At 50.3% G+C, this 21378-nt stretch carries 12 protein-coding genes and 1 rRNA gene; 3 read left to right on the top strand and 10 right to left on the bottom strand.

The annotated features are described in order from the left end of the window. Nucleotides 1-46 precede the first annotated feature (46 nt). The 4 genes from ACTNDI_RS08415 to ACTNDI_RS08400 form a co-directional block, all read right to left on the bottom strand. On the bottom strand, nt 47-3094 hold the full coding sequence (locus ACTNDI_RS08415; RefSeq protein ID WP_441100539.1) for a YfhO family protein: 3048 nt from the start codon (nt 3092-3094) through the stop codon (nt 47-49). A 29-nt stretch (nt 3095-3123) separates the two neighbouring features. Continuing rightward, the gene (locus tag ACTNDI_RS08410; protein WP_441100538.1) at nt 3124-4878 is read right to left on the bottom strand and encodes an S-layer homology domain-containing protein; all 1755 of its coding nucleotides are present in this window, start codon (nt 4876-4878) and stop codon (nt 3124-3126) included. Nucleotides 4879-5414: 536 nt separating this feature from the next. Beyond that, nucleotides 5415-6110: a response regulator transcription factor gene (locus tag ACTNDI_RS08405; RefSeq protein WP_441100537.1), complete on the bottom strand. Its 696-nt coding sequence runs from the start codon at nt 6108-6110 to the stop codon at nt 5415-5417. A 263-nt stretch (nt 6111-6373) separates the two neighbouring features. Further along, entirely contained in the window at nt 6374-7843 is a 1470-nt protein-coding gene (locus ACTNDI_RS08400; RefSeq protein ID WP_441100536.1) for a sugar transferase, read from the bottom strand. A 388-nt stretch (nt 7844-8231) separates the two neighbouring features. On the opposite strand from ACTNDI_RS08400, the gene ACTNDI_RS08395 reads away from it, so the two are divergent. Further along, nucleotides 8232-9437, top strand: a complete 1206-nt coding sequence (locus ACTNDI_RS08395) for a GGDEF domain-containing protein (protein WP_441100535.1) — start codon at nt 8232-8234, stop codon at nt 9435-9437. Nucleotides 9438-9945: 508 nt separating this feature from the next. Beyond that, nucleotides 9946-10818 carry a nitroreductase family protein gene (locus ACTNDI_RS08390; protein WP_441100534.1) on the top strand — a complete coding sequence of 291 codons (873 nt, stop codon included), beginning with the start codon at nt 9946-9948 and terminating at the stop codon, nt 10816-10818. A gap of 269 nt (nt 10819-11087) precedes the next feature. Here the strand turns inward: ACTNDI_RS08390 and ACTNDI_RS08385 are convergent, their stop codons facing one another. The 5 genes from ACTNDI_RS08385 to ACTNDI_RS08365 form a co-directional block, all read right to left on the bottom strand. Continuing rightward, entirely contained in the window at nt 11088-12479 is a 1392-nt protein-coding gene (locus tag ACTNDI_RS08385) for a glycoside hydrolase family 25 protein (protein ID WP_441100533.1), read from the bottom strand. 131 nt (nt 12480-12610) lie between these two features. After that, complete coding sequence (locus ACTNDI_RS08380; protein ID WP_441100532.1) at nt 12611-14533, bottom strand: phage tail tip lysozyme; 1923 nt, start codon at nt 14531-14533, stop codon at nt 12611-12613. A 207-nt stretch (nt 14534-14740) separates the two neighbouring features. Continuing rightward, on the bottom strand, nt 14741-15961 hold the full coding sequence (locus ACTNDI_RS08375) for a hypothetical protein (RefSeq protein ID WP_441100531.1): 1221 nt from the start codon (nt 15959-15961) through the stop codon (nt 14741-14743). 118 nt (nt 15962-16079) lie between these two features. Then, nucleotides 16080-17504, bottom strand: a complete 1425-nt coding sequence (locus ACTNDI_RS08370; protein ID WP_441100530.1) for a hypothetical protein — start codon at nt 17502-17504, stop codon at nt 16080-16082. 364 nt (nt 17505-17868) lie between these two features. Continuing rightward, on the bottom strand, nt 17869-19086 hold the full coding sequence (locus ACTNDI_RS08365) for a hypothetical protein (RefSeq protein ID WP_441100529.1): 1218 nt from the start codon (nt 19084-19086) through the stop codon (nt 17869-17871). Between the two features lie 1060 nt (nt 19087-20146). On the opposite strand from ACTNDI_RS08365, the gene ACTNDI_RS08360 reads away from it, so the two are divergent. Then, on the top strand, nt 20147-20938 hold the full coding sequence (locus ACTNDI_RS08360; RefSeq protein WP_441100528.1) for a YoaK family protein: 792 nt from the start codon (nt 20147-20149) through the stop codon (nt 20936-20938). A 355-nt stretch (nt 20939-21293) separates the two neighbouring features. Here ACTNDI_RS08360 and ACTNDI_RS08355 read toward each other — a convergent pair. Beyond that, nucleotides 21294-21378: ribosomal RNA gene (locus ACTNDI_RS08355) — 23S ribosomal RNA — on the bottom strand; the annotation flags it as partial.

The raw sequence follows: 21378 nt of genomic DNA, 5'->3' as shown, positions 1-21378 counted from the left end.
CTCACTTTCTTCATACAGTTCTGATACTGCTCAAGCGATCATGTATTCATACCTTCTGTTTCTTCCGGAATACGACGATCAGGATCAGCAGGGCGAAAATCGTGACGTACAGTCCTGGAAGGATTCCCGGTGTCAGATAATGCATGGTGATATGATGGCTACCCGAATTCAGGCTGACAGCCGTAAAGGCAAGATCCGCCTTCTGCGCGCTGATCTCCTTCCCGTTGTCATAGATCGTCCATCCCGTCGAATACGGAACGGATGCGAACAGGTAGCCGTCCTCTTTCATGGACACATAGCAGGAACAGGAGTTCACCCCTGTCCTGGTGTTCGTTACGGAATCGTTCAGGGCATGAATGTTCCGGCCGATGCTTTCGTCGCTTCGCTGCAAGAGATCCATGTCGTCGATTGTATAGGTGCCGGCCGTATGGAAGCAGATCCGGATTTTGCTGAAGGCTCCGGTGAGTCTTCCGATGTTCAGGAGATAGTTTTTCTTGCCGGTGTATTTGGAGTTGTAGGTTGTGTAGCCGTTCAGCTCCGCGCCACCTCCGTCGACGGGATCCTGATGGTACATCTCCTGCACGGTGATCCGGTAGCTCTCCATGCCGCCGTTCACAAAGCTCAGGTTCTTGAGATAGAGGTAAACCTCTCTGCTGTCGTCCTCCGCGGAGACGGGATTGTCCAGAATCAGGTCGACATAGGCGTCTGGTCTGTTTACCGAAACCATGTAGCTGACCTGTCCGGTGCTCTTCTGCATAACCTTTGTCAGTTCCACGCTGTCCCCGGTCTCGATGCTGTAATTCATGACGCCGGTGTCCAGCGTCAGCTGATCGGTGGAGATGGTGTTCTGCGAGACGGACGGGTCGGTCACGATTGCTTGCATCAGTGCCTGCTGACGCTCCAGGGGCGGGAGGGACAGATAAGCCTTCTCTGTGATGCCGTTCTGGAATACGTAGAACAGGGAGTTCTTTTCGGCAGGTGCGTAGGAATTGAATCTGGTGCCGGTTTTCTCCGGCGTATCGGAGAATCCGACCGGGAGTTTGTGTGTGCCGGAGCTGGCGAGGTAATGGTTTACGCCGAACAGTGCCAGAAGCTCGCTTCTCTGATTGAGTCCGGAGTAGGAGAAGGCCGACGGACTGCTGGCGAGGGCGATGCTGTCATGGAAATCGTCGATGTTCTGGTTATAGACGGTTCCGGAGAAATCTGTGCCGCTCACCCCGTAGAGCCACTGGGTATTCCCCAGGCGGCTCGTCCCGTCGGTGTTGAATCTGGCGCCGTCCGAGAAATCGAGGCTGTCGAGCACGGAGAGACCGCTCTCCTGCGTCACCCGGCTGTACGCCTCACCGCTTGTCACCTGGTTTGCGAAGATGTTCTCCCTCCGGATCGACATGCTGCTCATAATTACGGAGGACAGGCAGACCATGACAATCGAAAGAACAGCGGTTGTCCGCTGCCCTGAGGGATGATAGGACGGCTGTCTGTTCATGGCCGCGTTTCTGGCGGCCTTCGCGACCGCGGCGGCTGTCTTGAGGCGGTCTGTCGGAGAATATTCCGTCAGCTGCGACTGCGGCGCGGACTTCTTCTTCTGCTCCCGCTGTACCCTAAGACTGTGGTTGACGCATACAGCGGTCATGCCCACGAGAATCACGGAGACCCACAGCATGACGAGATAATCCTGTGTAAACACAAGAAAGCCCGTGGCGATGTATGCGGCCGACATGCCTGCGAGTCCGATGCACTGTTTCCGGTTTATCCGCGGAATTTCCGGAACCGCTGCCGTTGTGATCAGCGCGGTCACCAGCGTGTAGGCCCAGATCCACCTCGCGGTCGTGTACTGAAAATCTCCGGCGGAGTGTCCGATGAACGGCACACAGAGGAAAATGGTCATCAGGAGAAACTCGGCCTTGATGAGCAGATATTTCTTCCGGCAGGTGAAAAGCACGAATACACAGATCATCGTGAAGATGCCGAATCCGAAGCAGCTGCTGTGATCCGGAAGCCCCGCGCTCACCGTGAAGCCAAGGAAGCAGTTCCGGAAGAAGTCATGCGCCGCCGTTGAGGTCAGGAGGCCTCCCTGCAGATTGATCGTGGAAAGGCCTTCGCTGAAGCTGTTCCGCATATATGGAATCAGGCTGATTGCGGAAAGGGCAAGGGCAAGAAGTGTCTCCAGGATGAAGCGGAGATAGAGGCCGGCGATGAAGCGTCCTCTGCCCTTTTCCGGCATGATAATCCGGAATTCCGAGCTGACCGATGTCTGGGCCGGCCTGTCGGCGCTGTCTCTGGCTGCCGATCTCCTGGCCACGTACATGGCGTAGTGCTGCGCGCGGGTGTCTGATCCCTTCTTGACCGGATCGAGTCTTGAGATGATCCGGTTCTGCTCAATGTCCTTCCGTTTCTTCCGGTTTCGCAGTCCGATTATTTCTCCGGTCAGCCGGAGCGTATAGGACAGGACAATCAGGACCAGCATGATGCATGCGGTGGAGAAACGCTGCGCGAAGCTGAACGCAAGGATGATCACATAGAGCCTGGATTTTCTTTTTTCGTAGAGGTGATCCGCCCCGATCATCAGAAGCGGAAACAGAATCAGCGGATTGATCAGCGTGGATTGTCCGAATGCCGCGTAGGATACCGCGGAAAAAACATAGACAAGTGCTCCGCCGAGGACTGCCGCCGAAGAAGCTCCGCCCTCCCGGAACCGGTGAAAGGCGTACCGGCTGAACGCCGTGCCTGCGGTGTACAGTTTCAGAACGATCATGATCTCATAGCCGTATTCCGCAAACCGTGAGGGAAAGAATACAGAGATCCAGCAGAACGGATCCCAGAAGCAGAACGCGAAGGTCGTGGGGATATCCGCCCCATATCCGATGGAGGGATCCCAGAGCGGGATCTTCAGGCTTCCGTTCTCGATCAGGCCGCGCAGAATCGAGCGGGCCCACCGTCCGAGATAGAGAAAGCTCATATAGTACTGATTCAGGCCGTCGGGGATCCGCAGAAAGCTTTTGTGATGAAGAATCAGGTAAATACCGAAGCATGCCAGAAACAGCACAGCAAACAGTATTGTATAAATCAGGTCATATTTCTTTTTGTCAGTCATTTTTCTTCAATCCTTAGAGACAGATCCCTTTATGCGCCGACATTGGAAGGATAGCCCAGGCTGCTGAATGCGATTACCGCCGGCTGCTTCGAAAGCGCATTCCCCCTGCCGGGGACATTATAGATATAGAGCTGCTTCTGGCGGAACAGGAGGACGCTGTCATAATTGGTCAGATCCAGAGTCTGTCCGCCGACATTCATGCGGAACCCGCTGTTCACCGCGCTCTTCTGGCCGGTCTGCTCGGCGCCGGTGTGAACATAGGCGTCCCCGGGAACGCTCTCAAAGGTGTTGGTTCCGAAGCGGAGCTTTACGATACCGGCCTGTGTCGGATCGTCGGGATAGTACGCGCTGTACACGGCCGATGTCACATCCAGCATAGTCCAGCTTCCGTTGATCAGCACCTGGTTCCACTCATGGTCCATGGACGGACTGATGACGCTCTCGACCGGAATTCCGGCGATGCTGCACAGATCATAGGTGATTAGCGAGCACTCCCAGCAGATGCCGGTTTTCCGGATGATGGCGGACTCCAGGTCGTCTGTGGCGTCGTACTTCCAGTTGAGGTCATTGAAAAACTGCAGAATGCTTATGATTTTTGAAAAATCGTCCGGACACCGGCTGCTGTATTTTCTCTGGAAGGTTCCGTAAAAGTTCGGATAGGCACCGAGTACCGCTTTCGCCCAGGAAGCCTGGTCGAGGGTGCGGTCATAAGCCTTGCCCTGATATAGGACGGATTGCTCATCGTAATATCCGTCTACATACACGAGGAACTGATATTTTCTGCCGTTGTAGGTCGCTGTAATGCAGGAGGCTCCGGGCTTTAACGCGGTCACGGTCGCGGCATCTCCCGAGGACGACAGGCGGACGGAGCCACTGACGTATTTCCGCGCGCTCAACCCGTCAATCGGAATCTTATGATAGGAAAAGATATCATCGGACAGCTGGTTTTCTGCCCCGTCGTTCTCGGAAGTGGCGATTGCCCATTTCACAGCCTTCGCGTCACCTTCGGGAACACCGTTCAGATAGATGTTTGCCTGCGGGTTTGTGTCAAGGTTGAGACTGGTGTACTCACTGGATACCTTGATAACCGGTGTGTCGGACGCGCTCTGGTGTAATTCCCCGGCAGCGGTCTCCTTGTTGAGCATCCGGTAGATGAAGGTAACAATCTGAAGACGGGTGCAATTCTGGTTCGGACTGAAGGAATTGGAAGAGGTTCCCGCGGTGATTCCGTTCGATACCGCCCAGCTGACAGCGCCGGCATAGTACTCGGAGACCGGGACATCCCGGAAGACCTTGGACGCCTTTGATCCGGAATCCGGGGAACCGGCGCATCTCCACAGAAACGTGATGGCCTGCGCTCTGGTGCAGATCTTCTCCGGAGAGAAGGTCCGATAGCCCGTCCCGCTGGTGATGCCATAGCGCACCGCCCAGTTTACCGGATCATAATAGTACATGCCTGCAGGAACATCCCGGAAGTCCGCCGCAGCATTCGAGTTTTCCGTTGCGGAAAGTGCAGCTCCGTTTACCCTGTTCTTGTAGGTCCGGCAGAGGAAGGTCACGATCTGCGCTCTGGTGCAGCTTCCGGATGGGGAGAAGGTGTTCTTTCCGGTTCCCACGGTGATCCCGTTCTCGACCGCCCATTCTACAATTCCCGCTGACGCTCCGCTCACGTCCCGAAATCCGGAGGACGCATAAGCCGGGTGCGCCGTGAACAGAAGGCAGACCAGAACCGGCACCAGAAGCATGATCTTTCTGAAAGGTTTTAGTAATCCATTTTTCTTCATTGTTATCCCCTGCAGGATTGCGGGAGCGTAAAGCAAGGTGCAATCCATTGTTCTATAGTTTGAGGCACGATATATAGTATCTGTCGTATGGCGTTTTACACGATGATTATAACCGTCCATACAGGGAAATTACAATGTCTTTTTTGACATAGCGGCTGTATCCGGATTTCCCGTTCAGATTCCGCCTCATAATCGACCGCCCTCGTCTTCGTCCGGATTCTTCCCGCTAAGGGGCGGATTCCCGACTTTCACCGGTTAGAAACGTGCGTCACCGGGCGCACACGAGAACCGGTGGGCACACACGAGCACCGGCAGGCACACACGAGCACCGGCAGGCACACATAAAAGCAGCCTGCCGGATTTGAAGAGTGCCGGCAGGCGTGACATGATGATATCTGAATGACTGCACCCGTAGGAATGTGCTCCCGGCCTGATTGGCTCCAGCCGTAGGAATGTGCTCCCGGGCTGATTGCCTCCAGCCGGAGGATTGTGCTTCCGGGCTGATTGGCTCCACTCCGAAGATTCTGCTCCCGGAGTCATTTCGTACTGAAGTAATAACCGACGCCCCATTTGGTGCGGATCATCTGCGGATGCGAGGGATCGGTTTCGATCTTGTTCCTGAGCCGCCGGATATGCACGTCCAGCGTCTTCTCGTCTCCGCTGAATTCTGTTCCCCATATCTTGAAGATCAGGGCGTTTCGCGTGAAGATCTTGCCGGGCCGGGAGGCGAGCTCCTTCAAAAGCTGATATTCCTTTACGGTGAGGTCGATCTTCCTGTGGTCTACTGACGCCGTCCGGCTGTCCTTATCCAGGGTCAGTCTGCCGGCCACGATTATGCGGTCGGACTCGGGACGGTTCCCGGCATCCTTCCGGTAACGCTTCAGCACCTTGCGGATGCGGATCTTGAGTTCTCTTGTATTGTACGGCTTCGATACATAATCATCCGCGCCGTAATCGAATCCCATGATCTTGTCCATGGGTTTATTGCGCTCGGAAAGGATGATCACCGGTACATCGGAAAATTCACGGATGCGTTCACACAGCTCAAAGTCAGCCATGCCCTTCAGAACCGCATCGGTAATTACAAGATCATACCAGTTTTTCTGCGCCAGTTCCAGCGCCTCCGCGCCGCTTGCGGCTACGGTCACCTGGTAGCCGTCCTGTTCCAGCGAACTTTTCAGACGGTTGATCAACAGACTGTTGTCATCAGCAGCCAGAATTTTCTGTGTCATTATTTACTTCTCTCCCCTTTTACAGCCGGATGAGATCATCCGGCTCTTTCATTTACGCGAACAGTGAGCCGCAGCCGAATGCGAAGTATTCGTGTGCGGCGAGCGTCGCGATAGCGAGATAAAACTCGCGCAGCGTGTTTTATCTCGTTATTACTCCCGTCTGATTATTTTAACTGTATCCTCGGGGAAGAAAGTAAATAATTCTTTACAAATATGTTACTGTTTATGTTAACCTGTCTGAAACTGGATCATAGCTGAACAGTTCACTGTGCTCCCTTGTGTCGAAAGACCTGCACAACGGTTTTCAGAAGGATTTTCAGGTCAAGAGACAGACTCCAGTTGTCGATATACTCGCAGTCGAGCCTTACGACTTCTTCGAAATCCCTGATCTCTGACCGGCCGCTGACCTGCCACATGCCTGTGATTCCCGGTTTCATGCTGAGACGGCGTTTGTGATAGCTGTCGTACTGGTGGAATTCATCGGGTGTCGGCGGCCTTGTTCCGACCAGAGACATATCGCCCTTCAGAACGTTCACAAACTGAGGAAATTCATCGATGCTGTATTTTCGGATAAAGTGCCCCACGCGGGTGATGCGGGGATCATCCCTGATCTTGAACATCTTCCCGCCTTCCATCTCGTTCTGTTCCAGAAGCTCCTGCTTTCTTTCCTCAGCGTCCTGATACATCGAACGAAATTTATACATGCGGAAGGTGCGTCCGTTTTTGCCGATCCGCTCCTGCGCGAAGATCACAGGACCGCTGGATTCCAGCTTTATCGCGGTTCCGAAGATGAGATAGAAAATGCCGGCGAAGACACAGCCGATCAGGGAACCGAGAATGTCGAAGAACCGCTTCAGAAATACATAGCGCAGCCGCATCTGCGGCTCCTCCAGAATGAAGAAGGGAACGCTTCCGATATAGGTCAGCCGTTTATCCAGCCGGGGTGTGTAGCGATGCTCGGTGATGCTGATTTTCTCCATGGCATGTTCTACCTGCGGGATATTCATCTGCACATCGATGCCCATCTGGACGCATTCCGAGATGGCAGGCATGGAAGCATCCAGCTGCCCGGAATCTCCGATGACGAACAGCTCGTCGATGGCATTTACACGGATCCATGAAGTCAGATCTCCGGAACTGCCGACGACCGGGACGTGATCAATTTCTCTCGGCCGCGGCTCTCCGGATTTTCCCTCGTCAAATAAAATCAGGCCCACCAGCTTCACGGACCAGTCCTTCTTCAGAAGTGCCGTGATCTCCGGCGCCCTCTCGCAGGAGGTCATAATTGCGGCGAATGTGGCGCTTTTGGTCTTGTAAAATGCCTGTCTGAGCGATTTCTGCGAGAAGTAAAGAGAAAAGGTCAGAAGCACAAAGTAAAAGGCAATGGTGAAGATGAACAGATACCTGGATTGTGTCACCGCGTTTTTCTCGATCAGGAGCATGACTGCCCATGCGCCCGCGAGCACGACTGAGGAGCGGAAGCTTTTGCGCAGGCAGAAAAGAAAGGTGGGTTTCCGGATCGAATATTGTTCATCGTGAAGGGTGACGAGCATCATGAAAAAGCCTGCGATCAGATACGGCAGAACGATCTCCGTGAACAGATTCTGCGCCAGAAATGCGCGGACAAACTTTCCCCATAGATAAAGGATGGCAAAGGAACAGATGCCGCTGATCATCAGGGACAGAAAATGAATGGTGACCGAAATTAAAAATTCAAGCTTGCGACGTCTCATACTATTCTACCAATTCCATAATTATATCAATTACTGTATAAGCTCTTCGAAAACGCAGACAGGATCGTCACGCGCGAAGCGCGCGTAAGAGACTGTATGCGATTTCGAAGGCAACAGGTTCTTGCGGCGAAAAGGTTCCGCAAAACCGATTGCGTCAGAATCACGTACATCTTAACACCCGCATTTTGCCGCGTCAATTTTTTCACGATTGGCGTATATAAAGTCCGCATAGTCGTATTACACATATATGTATTTTGCACAGATTTATTTTGTCATATACCATTGAAGTTGTTGAAGATGTTGATATAATTAAAGCATTAGAAAACAAATACGTTTCACTACTCTTGAAAAGACATGTTGCAAACAATATGACGAACGGAGAATTCCATTGAAGAAATTTATCCATGTGCGAGAGCGTATTTCTCTGAACTGCAAAAAGTGGACCTGCAAAGTCCGGAAGACCATGTTTTCTCCTGTACTGGAGAATAACACGGCAATCCTCAATTATAAAAACTGTGTATCGACGAGATTCCTGCTTGTATTTCTGCTGCTTCTGTTTCTGATGGATCTGATCTGCCAGGTACTGTTTTTTCGCTTTGCCGAATTTGGGTACTGCATCTATATGTTGATGGGCATTGGATTTATGGCACTGATCTATTACGCGTTTGTCCGTGAATCCGGGAATGCGTTTCCCCAGAAACCAGCAAGTGAGGATGAATCAGCTGCTGAAAACAGTGCCACTCGTCAGACGCATCTGCCGACGATCATACTTTATATCTATGAAATACTGATTCTGTTATTTACTGCATTCCTTCATACCGCATTAAATCCGGGTGATATTCCGATCATCTTCCTGGTTCTGCTGATCATCCTCCCGATGCTGATCTTTGATCAGATCTGGCGGGTATATCTGATGATTCTCTTCGTATCCACAGTATACCTGATTCCTGCGCGTTTTATACTATCCGCCGGAACTTATGGCCCGATTCTGATCTATGTCCTGATGGACGATGTCATTTCACTGACCTGGAGCGGCATCATGATTAACGCTAGAACCGTTTCTCTTCAGACAAACGGAATTACAGAGACGTACGCCTCGCATGACGGCCTGACCGGAATCCTGAACCGCCGCGGCGGCGACGCTCTGATCACTAGCTGTATCAAAAACGGTGTGCCGGGAGCGTTTATCATCTTTGATATCGACAATTTCAAGCACATCAACGATACCTACGGGCATCAGAGGGGCGATGAAATCCTGAAGGCCGTTGCCTCCTGCCTTTCGGATTCCTTCCGGAAGGAAGACATTGTAACCCGTATGGGCGGCGATGAATTTCTGGTGTATGCGATCCGGATGGTTGACCGGAAGTTTGTGGAGAGCAAGCTCGCGGATGTGGAAAATAATCTGCACACAATTGTGATTGACGCACAGGACGGAGATCATGTAACTGCCAGCATCGGCTGTGCCATCAATGATGGAACCTATATCGACTACTCTGCGCTGTTCCGGACGGCGGACCACATGCTCTACACGGTCAAGCAGACCGGGAAGGATTCCTTTGCCGTAAAAGACGCGTCGTTTCGGAATCAGCCATGATGTTTGGTTTCCGAATTATTCTGTCTTTGTATATATGCTTTAGCATTGTATCTTTTCAGTATTATATAAGCATAGTATTATATCGTTTTAGTATTATATAACCTTAGTATTGTATGTTCTTGGCATTGTATGGTTTTAGAATTGCATGGTTTTAGTATTGTATTGCTTTCGTATGATTTTGTTTTTGTAGTATAACTTCAATTTATCATATCTGATAATTACCGTTAATTATGCTTCATTCATACGATTCACAAACTATTTTCTGCTCTTGCATTCACGAATCTGCCAATTTATAATAAAAACACACGTTGAATCGTCGATACGAAGCCTATACGGAAAATACCATTCTGTAACCGGAAGCATATGCTGCAGATTGGCACGCACACATCAAACCATAGCGCATGCTGCAAACAGATTGGCGTTCTTCAAATGGCAGCGTGCACTGTAAACAGCAGCACACTTCCGATATTAGACTGCGTATCACCAGGATAAGGATATGGAGGCACTAATGAATGACAAACAATTAATTGAAGACCGGCAGTCCGTGCGTGAGTTTAAGAAAAGAACCATTCCGGATGAGGACCTGAATGAGATCCGAAATTTCTTTACAGAGACCAGAAAACTGGTCCCGGATATCCGGACAGAACTGAAGATTTACAATGACAGTGATATGAAGAACCGCCTGGAGGGTGTAGCCGGATACCGCGGGCTTGCATTCGGCGCTCCGGTCTACCTCGTCGTATTTTCCGAAGAGAAGGACAATGATCTCCTGAATGCCGGATATATCGGCGAGCAGCTATGCCTGAAGCTCACCGATATGGAGATTGATCATTGCTGGCTTACCGTACATGATATCAAAGCCACAAAGCGGGCGCTTCTGGCGGACACCGAGATGAACCCGGCCGTGATTCTTGCTGCCGGATATGGAAAGGCTGTTTCCGCGAAACCGCGTCTGGATATTGAGACGCCTTCGAATCTTAAGTACAACAAGCGGGCAGAGCATGTTGCGCCAAAGATCGCACAGGATGATATGGTATACTCCGGTACATGGGGAACGCCGATGGACTGGAGTGAGAATGCGGTAGATCCGCTTCTGGATGAGGCTCTGTATGCGGCAAGTCTCGCTCCTAGTTTTCTGAACCGGCAGCCGTACCGCTATATCGTGCATGGAAGCTATGTTGTTCTCTGCGTAAAGCAGGAGGAAATCACAACCGCTGCAGACACCGCCCTTGACATTGGCGCGACCATGTACAACTTTGATACCATATACGCACATCGGAATACCGGAAGGAATAAGTGGATCATCGGAACACCCGACGACGCGGAGAGCCTGCACGTGCCGGCGGATTACACGATTGTTGCCTACTATCCGATTGTCTGATATCGGACTGTGATCGTTTTAGCTGCGCCAGAACGTGAATTCTTTCACCGGTTATAAATATGCGCCGCTGGGCGCACCAAGAAAGACCGTGGCACCGGATGAATATTTCCGGTGCCGCGGTCTATTTCTTTTACTCTTTTTTATCTGATTGTTGCCAGTTCTGCTTATGGTGTATGATCGTTGCCGGCTCTGCTTCTTGTAGTATATGATCATTTACGGCTGTGCTTCTGGATATGGTCGTTACCGGCTCTGCTTCTGGTATAGGATCATTATTGGCTCTGTTTCTGGATCAGGTCCACTCCGCGGTCGCCCGCGCAGCTACTCTCATTACTCTTCCCAATTTCCGTTCCGCCGGAAGAATTCTCCAGTACGGCCTGCTGCAGAGCATCCAGAAGAAAGACCCCGTGACGCTCTACCAGATCACTTTTCGGAATCAGTTCGACATCCAGATCCACGGACCCGTTTATTCCGGGAACCGTACCGGAGTCGGTATACTGCCAGAAGCGGTACATATACGGTGTCTGCGGCGTTGTCATGTAGTCGGCGTACCAGACATCATAATTGCCGATCTTCGTCATATCATAGTGCGTTGCCTCCCAGAAGATATTGGAATACACGATCGGATTGTAACCCGCTGCCTTTACTCTCTCACAGAACGCAGATGTATCTGCCGTGTACTGTTCGGCAGACAGATCGTCATGCCGGGAGGTTCCGCTGCCGATCGTTTCGACATCAAGGACAATGCCGAGATCCAGCGGCTCACCGTTCAATTTTTCTATGATATAGTCCGCCTCTTCTTCGGCTTCCTGTTCGCTGACCGCTCCCGAGAAAAAATACACACCGGCGTCTAGTCCGGCTGCTCTTGCCTCCTTCAGGTTTTCTGCCCAGCGTTCATCTTCGTAAATCGATCCGCTTTCGTATCCTCTGGTTCCGACCCGGATAAAGACAAAATCAAATCCGGCTGCCTTTACCTGCGCCCAGTCGATGTCGCCCTGATACTGTGAGATATCGATACCGAGGCGTGACGTATACGTATCATCCGAATAGGTCATCCGCTGATCCTGACAGGAAAATCCGGACATCTGATATGGAGATTGTACACAAGTGAGATTGCGGTACATGGAATACGTATGTCCGTAAACATCCTGAAAATAATACAGCTCCTCGCCGGTGGTATCCGCGTCCGCGGACACGGAAGAATTGGATGAAACCGAAGCGGACGAATCCCGGGAATGAGCAGAACCGGATGAGACGGAATCGGATGAATCCCGGGAATGAGCAGAACCGGATGCGTTCGAGGAATCCGAGGAAACGGATGAAGACGAAGAATCTGAAGAAACCGAACGGGTCACTCCGGAAAGATCGAGCGGAAGACGGGAAGCATTTGTGTCGGCTTCCTTCTCACCGTTTACGCTGCCGCCGTGCGCTGTTCCCGCCTCATTTTCCGACCCGGCTGCATTCGCCTGTGATGCGTCCGCAGCAGCCGGACTGGTGCGGGAGGCAGTGCACTGCCCGACCAGTGTAGTCCCAAGTGTAGTTCCAGAATTATTTCCCGATGAAGCCTGAGATGCAGCTCCGGATGTACTCTGAGATTCAGTCCCTGATGTTGTCCCAGATGCAAGCTGGGATGAAGTCCCTGATGCAGTCCCAGATGCATTCACGGGTGTATTTCCTGCTGCGCTTACCGGAAGGGGACCACCTGCAATCATTCCGATGAACAGAACCGCGGTCACAATATTATGGATAATCTTCCTGCGCTTTTTCCCGCAGAGGCGCGATGCACTCCGGTTCGTTACATTTTGTGATAAACAGCGGTCCATGCAGCACCTGTCATTTTCTTTGTCTCAAGGTATCTGCAGTTGCTGATACCGGTGATGTCAGCCATCTTCTGATCCACTTCATTGTCCATGAAGATATAGCGATCGCTTCCCAGATATACAGCTGCTCCGGATTCCGGATTCCAGACAATATCTCCGACGGACAGTGACGCTTTCTTGGCTGCGATCTGAGCCTCTATGTTCTGATAGCTGTGCGTACACAGAACATGATCCATGGTGTCCTTTGTGAAGGCGGTATCCACATCCTTCAGCTCTCCGATGCTCTTAAGCGTCTGGAACAGGAAGGTGTAGCTGTCTTCATCGGTCTTCTTGATCTGACGGATGTTGTCGCTGTACATGTACTGCTTATTGGAAAGCTGATCCACCATCTTCTGCGCAAGCGCCGGAAGGCTGGCGTCCTTTGTCTTCAGCCGATATACCTTACGCTGTTTTGAGGTATCCAGCTCGCCGCTTCCCACCTCATCTGTCTGGTCTCCTGCTTTATTGCCCGAAGCCTTGTCCGCGTCCGTCTCCTTCGCCTGCCATACGAGATCAGCGGTCCGGTAAACCGCTGCCCCGGAATTGTCTGTATACAGGATGATGTCGCCGGCTTCCAGCTTTTCCGGATCCGTCTCTGCGTCAGATGCCTCCGCAAAGCCATGTTCCGTCAGCTCGGAGACGATGCTGTTCTGATCAAAAGGATTACGGTCACTCTCCGCCAGGAGATAACCGTTGTCATACAGCGCATAGAAAATCAGGGAATACGCATCCACGTCTGGATTGTTGCGTCGGCTTACGGTGCTGTATCCGTGAGATTGATCTGCAGTATAGGCTGCGAGCCAGTCCATGTATGCCTTGACATCCTTGTTCTGCTCCAGAATGTAGCTCTGATATCTCGGCCAGAAGACCTGCAGCGCATATGCGGTCCGCTCCGCGGCACGTGTCTCCGTGTATGCCGGACGCTCATAGTATGTGCAGAAAAACGCAGCGGCAGCGCCCGCGCCCTCAGCTGTGTTCGGAAGTCCCTTCAGGTACGCATAGACAGCGGGATAATTGGTTTCAAGGTCATATTTGAGATAATACATCTGGCCGTCAATGGTTGTGTAATCTCTTCCGTTGGCGCCGCACCAGTTCGCAAGACTTGTAAAATTCCCGCCGGTCCACTGGGCGAGTCCGTAAGCAATGCCGTTTCCGCCAACTGCCTTATACTGGAACATGGTCTCCTGATAAAAATTCGCGAGGAGTCCGGACGCTGCGGCATTGTTGAGACCGAGAACCTCTGTCAGATACGCGAAAGTCTCCTTCTCAGCAGCAGTCTGATCTACCGTACCCGCAACTCCCGCGGGAACGACCGGCTGTATGGACTGTTCATTCTGTGCTGCCCTTTCTGCTTCCTGCTCAGCCTGAGATCTCGTGGCATCACTGACTTCCGTAGACTTCTTGTCGGAAGCGTCACTCTGATCTTTACCTGCGGCGTCCGCGTTTCCAGATGCAGCCTCCTTTGTGCTGTCCGTGCCACCGGACGGATTCGTATTCGTATTGGAACCATTCTCCCCGGAAGTATTTGTGGCGGAATCATTCGAAGCGGCGGTGCCGGATCCGGCAGACGAAGAAGAAGTCGCGTTATCCCCGGACGCAGCGTTTTCCGGCGTTTCAACGGAGCCGGATGAGGTGTTTCCTGCGGAAGATGAGGAAACGGCTGCGCTGCTGTCCTGTGAGGAGGAAACCGATCCGGAAGTGGACGCGGAAGCAGAATCTGCACCTGAGGATGCAGAAACCACTCCGGAAGCAGATGATACAGAGGTGACGTTTGAATTTTCTTCAGCATAGGCAGGCACTGTCTGAGATGCGATCATGCCCGCGGCTGTCAGAGCCAGTATAATTTTCTTATAGTGCATTTTTGTATAATCTCCTTTAAGCTCCTATTATAATACTATTCGTTCCGGTTCCACAACCGGACAATTCGATTTTTACCATACGTAAGCTGCTTTTTACGTTCGATCAATTGATTTTTTACATTCGACGGGCTGGTTTTCGTACATGACGAGCTCTGATATGCATTTGATCCGGTGATGAGCTGAATCGGTAAACTTCCATTCTTCCATTTATGAGAAAATCAGCTGATAGATCTGTCCCCATTCGGCTGCCGCCTCTTCGCTGCCCTCGTCTTCCGATCTGTCGATGAACATCGGAACATTCATCTGCAGAGAGCTGTTGACATTCTTGTCAAACGCTTCCTTCTGGTCTTCGGAGAGGATCTTTCCGTCCTCGATGATCAGGTCTGTGCCGCCTTTCAGAAGCGCCTTGAGATCCCAGTCATCATACGAGCCTGCGTCCGTTTTGTCAAATGCGGATGTCAGGTTTTCCTTCTGAAGCAGCTTTTCTGCGCCTTCTGACGCGAGAAAAACGTTTGTCGCAGGTTTACGGATGACTACCGCTTCCTTCTCGATTCCTGCAATAAGTTCCGCATCCTCGGGAGCTATAAGATACTTGACAACCGGATTCTCATACAGGTCCGACCCGGAGGACGAATCCCGCAGAATGACTTCCACAAGATCGACGCCTTGATTATACCGGAAAATACGGAACAGGGAGGCATGCTGCGGCGAAATCTCGGACTGATATTCAAGTCCCGGAATCTGCGGTGCCGTATCATCAAGGGAATTGTACTGTGCAGATAGTCCGCTGCTCTCACTGCTGAAATCAGCGCTTCCGGCGTCCTTCACTCCGAAATACATGGTATAAGTGATCTCATGCGGTGTGGACATTGCGGTCGTGCAGCCAATCACGGTATTGTTCTGATTCAGCGAAACCGGTATGCGGAATGCACCGCTTCCGCTGCTGCCATTGATCTTCAGTCCTTCTGCCCGTACATAGATGTAATGGGTGCTGCTGAACTTGATGTCCGCGTAGCTTCGGCCATTTTTCACTGTGATGCCGGTACAGCTGATCTCTACGCGTCCTGAGCCGCCGCTCCAGCTGAATGGATCCGGCGTATAATCACCGTCTGCCAGGTCTGTCTGGTTGTCAAATCCATTTTCTTCCGCGGCCTGTTCCACAGAGGAACTTTCAACCGAGATGCTGCTCACAGCGCCGCTGTCTGTGACGACATCTTCTATGGCGGATAATGAACCGGATCCAGACTGCGCAGCGGACGATGCTGCAGATTCAGACTTCGTAACGGTTGATGCGGTCTCCTGCGGCTCTAAAGATCCCGATGAGATCTTCCCGCCTGCGGCAGCGTGATTACCGCATGCCGCCAGCATGCTGGCGGATACTGCAAGACTGAAAATGATTGAGAGATACTTTGTTCGATTCCTGATCATGTAATTATGCCCCTTTCTTGCATTGAGCTTTATTATGACTGAGTGCTTTCGTTCATTTTAATAATCTTGTCTCAGTGCACTCATTATTCTCTTTCTTCTTATCGCTTCGACTTTCTTCTTATTCGTTTTTCTCTTTTCTCATTTTTCTTCTTTCTCGTTTTCTTCCATTTCGTTTTTCTCTTTTCTCGTTATCTTCCATTTCATTTTCTTTCATCGGTTCTTTCCCGATCCCAGAAGGATTTCTGCTTAACGCGGAATTTTTCCTCTCTGAAGGGAGTAATGCCCTCTCGACAATATGATCGCCGGCTGCATTCGCGGCGGCTGGGCTGTCCTTCTTCGTGCTCTTGTCTCCTGGAAGTGCGTTGTCCATCATCTGCGTCTCGTTCGCATAGGGAACCTGCATCTGATAACCGTCGATCAGACTTCCGATCGAGGCATTCAGAACACGGTCGATCTGATTCTGTGTGACGTTCTGAGCCTGATATTTCGTCGCCCCGGATTCAAAATTGATCAACAGATGATCTCCTGCGGAGTCAAGATCCTCGCTCATATTCGGGATACGCAGGCTTCGGACAAGGACCGGATTGCGGAACCAGCCGAGATACTTGTTGTAATGAATCCGGTAAATTCTGAGATAGGATGTGTTGTTGCGGCCGTAGGAGGATGACGTGATCACATACAGACGTCCTTTATGCTTCACAATCTGCGCTCCCTGGGTAAAATAGCTGAGGTAGAGCTTGTATGTCACGACCTTCCCGGTCTTCAGGCTGTAGACCGTCGCGTAGCTTCTCGGATAGAAACTGTTGGCATTGAAGCTCCCGACAAAGAGTGTGTTTTTATATATGAAGATAAATGACGGAATGGTATCACAGGACAAATACTTGACCAGAGGTACATAGACAGAATCTCTGTTCTGGTTGACATACTTCCGGAGATCACGCATGGAGATCTGCCATATGCGGTAGACACCGGTCGGGTTTTCCGGCTGATCCGATTTGTTCGTCCTGGGAACCCGCTCATCCTTGAGACTGGAGTCCGCGATATAGACACGGTTTGTTCTTGTACTGTAGGCGAGCGCGCCGACATGACAGCGGGTGCTCAGCGCAAGGGTCGTGAGGTATTTTCCGGTGTCCCGGTCCAGCACATAGATTACGGAGCTTGTCCATACCTTATCTGAAGAACTGTATGCGGAAATCAGGATATAGTTACCCGCTATGCAGATTCCCTGCGGCACCATGTAGGGAGTAGCCATTCCGGAGACGTTCGTCTGTCTGAGGCCGGGAATCACATAGGAATCGTTCTGATACAGGGATCTGCTGAAGAAGCGGAACTGAGACCAGCTGTTCGTGCTGTTGATCAGATTGTAATAATTGTCGTCGAAGGTACTTCCCGTGTACGTCATGACGTTCGGATCGGATTCCGGGTCGTCCGGATTGACCAGCGAAAGCGAGCTCTGATAGAATTTCCAGAGATCATCGGTCTCTGTTTCCTTCCATCTGACCTGCCCGCTGTAGGTTCCGATCGTATAGGATTTATGAAACATACATAGAAATGAGGTTCCGATCAGTGCGGAGAGAAAAAAGAAAAGAGTGATCCGTGCCGTGAACCGGAGCGTTTTCGCAGTATATCTGCATCCCCCGGGCGATTGATGCTCTGAGAATCCCGGGAATACAACATCTTCAGTTCTTCGTTCTTCCCTGTTCTGCACGGTTTCCAGTTACCTTTCTGATGTCCTTTTCCTATTATACAAAAAAAACGGATGACTGAACACCCGTTTTTTCTGATTCTTTGTGTGAACATCAATTTCTGATTTCTTATTCGATAGTCTGCTTTCCAGGCTTACAGCTTTGTCCTCGCTTTTTCTTTTTCGTATTTTTTTACTGCTATGCCTTCGCATTTTTCATTTTTCACTGTTGTGCCTTCGCCTTTTTCTTTGCGAGAGAGAGCCGCTCCCTCTCCTCTTCCTCCTCCTGCAGCTGCTTCCGGGTCTTATTCTTCTGAATAAAATAAGCAAGCTCGGAGTTCTTGATGGCAAGATTAGCCCGATAGGTGTCCAGCTCGTTCTTCAGATGCAGCCGGTTGTTGTAGCTTTCCATGACTCCGGTATCGTCCAGCATGTGATTCGAAGTCAGAAAAGCAAGACTCATAACCTTGCTTCCTGCCGGGAACGCAACGGTCACCTTGTCGTCGTTTTGACTGGTAATCTTTCCTTCCCCGAACTTTCTGTGAGAGACAGATGCTCCGATTATATCCGCGCTGCCTGCATTTCCGATTTGCTCCTGCAGCATCCGGATATGATCCTCAATGTAGGAAATCTCATTTTCGATTTCCTGCTTCTTCTCTTCCTTCTCCTGCTTTGTGCGGGATGCCTTGGTGCGGTGAACGAAGGGGTGATCCATATAGTAATCATAGGTGTCGGCGGTGTACATGATATCAAATGCAAGAATGTGGCATTCAGGGTCAATTTTCTCAAGCCCCGGCATATTGTACTCCTCTGCCTGACTCACCAGCTCTTTTTGAACAATTTCGAGAAGCTCCGGACGGGTGCGGATCACTTCGGCAAGCTCACGGCACATCCGATAGTAGGCATCCAGACGAAAGGCCTTCCCGCTGCTGAAGTTCTCGGAAAATTCGACAGAATCGGCAAAATTCGATGCTGTCGTCGGTTTGTAGATGAAGTCCTTCTGCGGGAAGATCAGTCCGAGGTAAGAAAGCGCGGAACGTGAATTCTGAAGATAACCTTTACCGTTTGACCGGCTTTCCAGGAGACTGTTAATCTTGTGGATAAAGGTAAAGGTGTGTTCTCCTCGTGCTTTATCATCCTCTCCCGTCTCCTCCGTGAGGATCCGGAAGGCCTCACGGACTGCCTCCTGATGATTGCTGCGCTCATCACAGAGCATCATGATGCCGTTGTTCGGCCACCAGAAGCTGCTGGAGATGAGGTTGCCACTGTCCTTGAAACAGGACTGGAACATCCCGGCAAAATCCGCATTCTCCAGATTCCAGTATTTTCTGCACTTCCACGCAGAGCGCCACTTGAAGAGTTCGTCATGTTCTTTCCCGGCTGTTTTGTCAAACTTGTCAATATAGAAATTGATGATTTCATTTGTTTTGTCAATGTTCATATGAACTTCCTCTCATTTAAAGACATAGCCCAAGTAGCCCTTGCACATTTCACATATTTATAATTTTAGCACACTTCATTCGGAAAGATAAATAAAAATCCGAAGTTTCGACAGATATTTTGATCATTAATACTGAAAACAGCCTTGTCCAAAAACCGCGCAGCATAAACCACATCCTCTTCCTGTCATGTCCTCTGAAATTATTTCAATAGTACATCAGCACCTGTTCTCATTAATCTTTCAGGCGGCATGTCTGATCAGGTTCATTGCGATTTCAAGCTCATTCAAACATATATATTTAGATATCAGGCTGTTTTCGTAAAAGTTTTCGGAATTATTTTGATAGAATTGCTTGCAATGAAGCCCGGCTGTTGTTATAATCACACCAAATCAAGGCAAAGTTTTTCACCTTGGTTCAGGATGATTACCTCATCTTGATCATCTCCCCCATTTAAGGAGCCTCTGTCTGAGATCAACAGGCAGCGGCTCTTTTTTGTATATTCTCGTGTATGCATTCAATTAATCTATATACATTCTATATTTCATTTTATTTTCAGATTAATACTTGACAAATAGGCATTACGTCTGTATTATATAGTTAACAGCAAAAAGAAACAAAAGAAACGGAGGAGCAGTCCATTGCACATCTGATCAAGACCTAAGTAACCATCCGATAAATAAAAGAAAAGGAGGTTAAAGCATAATGATAAAGAAAGTAGAGACGATAAGGGCAGTTCATTAAAAGAGGATGTTGATGACGAGAAAATCAACATCCTCTTTTTATTTACGCGAACAGTGAGCCGCAGCCGAATGCGAAGTATTCGTGTGCGGCGAGCGTCGCGATAGCGAGATAAAACTCGCGCAGCGTGTTTTATCTCGTTACTGTCTTTTTCTGCTTGTTTCTGTTTTGCACTCTTTTGTCCTGCAAGGTTGTTTTTTTCTTCTGATGAACTATAATACATAACTATGTGCGGCTTTTTCGTATTCGGCTGCATCAGATCAGGCGTTTTCTTGATCGCTTAATAATCATATCGACCTGTTAATAAAGGAAGGATTTTATTTGGAACAGCCTGTAACGTATCACAAGAAAAGAAAACACATTCAGATGTCTGAATCAAATGCGGTGATGATTGTGCTCACTGCCTCAGGAGGGCTGCAGGACGCTTACTCCTATTTCGTGCGAGGCAGGGTTTTCGCGAATGCGCAGACCGGAAATCTGGTTCTCATGGCACAGCATTTTTTCACAGGAGACGTGACCGGAGCTCTGCACTATCTGATCCCGCTGACTGCATTTGCACTCGGCGTTCTTGTTGCCGAGCAGATCCGCGCAAGAATCCGGTCAGACGGGATGATTCACTGGAGACAGGTTATCGTCCTTATCCAGATCCTGATGCTCCTCGTGGTTGGTTTTCTGCCGATCAATGATATCGTCAACGTCTTTGCCAATGCCCTGACTTCTATGGCCTGCGCAATGCAGGTTCAGGCATTTCGGAAGGTTAACGGTTACGCATACGCCAGCACAATGTGCATTGGAAATCTTCGAAGCGGGATGGACGCACTGAGTGCCTACCTTCGTACAAAGGATAGAAAGCATCTCAGAAGATGCAGGCAGTATTTTCTGGTTATCCTTGTCTTTGTTCTGGGAGCAGGTGTCGGAGGTTTTCTTGCCTCCCGTGTCGGAGCCGGAACTGCACCGACAGGCAGACAGATCATATGGATCTCCTGTGCACTGCTCGCGGTGAGCTTTGTTCTGATGCTCGTCCGTGAGGAAGAAAAAATAGAAAAAGTCACTGATCAGGATGAACTCCGGGCAATCAGCGACTTAAAGGAAAAATTCAAAAAAAATTTGTGAGATGAATATTGAATAAGTTGAACGCTGCTGTACACCGGATGAATCCGGCTTACGGCGGTGTTTTTTTCGTGGTGTCTTTATCAATCTTACGGCGGTGTATTTTTCGTAGTGCCTTTATCTATGAAGTCGGGCCTCTTGGAATGCTGGGACAGTCTGCTGCAGCAACTCCATCCTGATAAAAAATAAAAACGCCGCCACATGCGAAATGTGTGGTTCGGTCTGGGCTAAAGCCTATAACAAAAAAGCCTGCCGAAGCAGACTTTCATAAGATCAACACATACCTTCAAAACTGAACACACAAACTCTTCCCGGGAATCCGTCTCCGGATGCCCTTCTTCCGTTCCAACTTATGCTTCAGGTCAAACCCTCGACCGATTAGTAACAGTCAGCTCCATGCCTTACGGCACTTCCACCTCTGCCCTATCAACCTTATCGTCTTT

Source organism: Bilifractor sp. HCP3S3_D3, assembly GCF_052063915.1.
Classification (GTDB): domain Bacteria; phylum Bacillota; class Clostridia; order Lachnospirales; family Lachnospiraceae; genus Bilifractor.
This window is presented reverse-complemented; position numbering and strand designations above follow the sequence as displayed.